The sequence below is a fragment of the Actinoplanes sp. NPDC049599 genome, assembly GCF_044465625.1.
Taxonomy (GTDB): Bacteria; Actinomycetota; Actinomycetes; order Mycobacteriales; family Micromonosporaceae; genus Actinoplanes.
On record NZ_JBITLX010000069.1, the window covers coordinates 1 to 1,874 of the forward strand.

The 1,874-nt window shown below is 66.8% G+C and carries 1 protein-coding gene; it reads right to left on the reverse strand.

Going from position 1 to position 1,874, the window contains the following annotated elements; genetic code table 11:
* Positions 1-734: 734 nt before the first annotated feature.
* Positions 735-1,847, reverse strand: a complete 1,113-nt coding sequence (locus ACIBQZ_RS43180; protein WP_396094766.1) for an IS30 family transposase — start codon at positions 1,845-1,847, stop codon at positions 735-737.
* Between the last annotated feature and the right edge of the window lie 27 nt (positions 1,848-1,874).

The window sequence follows — 1,874 nt, forward strand, 5'->3', positions numbered from 1 at the left end:
TGAGCGTGCCTCCCAGAACCCGGCCGCCGAGGCCCCCAGGCTGATCACCCCCACCACCAGGTTCGCCTTCGAGTCGTCGTCCAAACCCCGGGCCACCAGCAGCAGCGCGAGGCCGAGAACAATGACGCCGATCACCTGCCACGCCCGATAGCCCGCCACACCCACCCCTCATCCCTACTGACTGGTCCGAACATGAAAACAGTTATGTGCGGACGTGTCAGGTGGGGAAAACACCTCTGATATCCGGTGATTCGGCATTCTCCACGTGCTCGGACGCTCGGGGCGAAGATGCACGGGTGGTATTTGCTTAGCCTTGATCCTCGTCGTCTGTATGAATATCCAGGTACACGTCGGCACCGAAGGAACTCAACACGCTCAGGAACTCCGGGCCCAGCCGAATCCCCCACTCCTCCGACCTGCGGAATCCGAGAACCCACCACTGGAAGGCGCATCCGGCCGCGCGGAGCCCTTCCAGGGCAGACTTTTGCGGTTGCAGGGCGTTGATGAGGCCCTCGAGCTCTCCTTGCACGTCTTCGCCGAACTCTCGCTGGTGATGACGAAGCTGGCTCTGGCCTGCATGACTCTCCGGGTTTGCCGCCGAGGTGGCCCGAGGCATCAAGGGTAGGCGTTCACATTGCTCGGGCCCAGCGGCTCAGAAGACCTGACGGGTCACCCCCCCTTCGGTGTGTACACCTGGCGGATTCCAGGGGTCGTCGCACCATGGTGTCCTGTGGTCATGGTGTGAGGAGTTTATGCAGGCGTTGGGCGGGGGTGTCCCAGTCGAGGGTTTTGCGGGGTCGGGCGTTGAGTTCGGCGGCTACGGCGTCGAGGTGCTGGCGGGTGTGGGTGGCGAGGTCTGTGCCTTTGGGGAAGTACTGGCGGAGCAGCCCGTTGGTGTTCTCGTTCGAGCCGCGTTGCCAGGGGCTGTGGGGGTCGCAGAAGTAGACGGGAACGCCTGTGGCGATGGTGAATTGGCCGTGCAGGCTCATTTCGTTGCCCTGGTCCCAGGTCAGTGATCTGGTCAGGTGGGCGGGCAGGGTCTGGATGGTCTGGACCAGCGCGTCGCGCACGCGTTCGGTGGCGCGTCCGGTGGGTAGGTGCAGCAGCATGACGTAGCGGGTCTGGCGTTCGACCAGGGTCCCGATGGCGGAGCCGTTGTTCTTGCCGATGATCAGGTCGCCTTCCCAGTGGCCGGGAACGGCGCGGTCCTCGGCCTCGGCGGGGCGTTCGCTGATCATGAGCATGGGCTCGATGAAGCGGGGGTGTCGTTGCTGGGCCTGGCGGCGGGGTTTGCGGCGGGCCCGGCCGGTGCGCAGGGCGGTGGTCAGGTCACGGCGTAGCTGGCCGCGGGCCTGGACGTAGATGGCCTGGTAGATGGTCTCGGGGGCCACGCGCATCACCTTCTCAGCCGGGTCGGGGAAGTCGGTGAGCAGGGCGTGGCAGATCTGCTCGGGGCTCCATCTCAGGTCGAGTCTGGTCTGGATGAACTCCCGCAGGCGGGGGTGGGCGTGGATCTTGCGGGTCTTGGGACGCGGGCGCCGGGCGTCGGCTCTGGCCTGAGCCGCGTAGGGCCGGTAATCCCTTCCCCGCGAGGATTTCGGTGCCCGGGCCGTGCTCGTTCGCGGCGTGCTCGTGCGGGTCGTGCTCGTGCGGGGCGTGCTGTTACGGGTGATCTCCCTGCTGATCGTGGAGGGGGCACGGCCCAGTTCGGCAGCGATCGCCCGGATCGTGACTTTCTCCCGCCGGCGGTCGGCGATCAGCAACCGTTCGTCCTGGCTCAGATACCGCGACGATCCCGACGACGGCGACGGCGACGGCGACGGCGATGACGATGACGGCCTCGGCAGCTGCGCCGGCGGGGCCGGCGGCCTGCG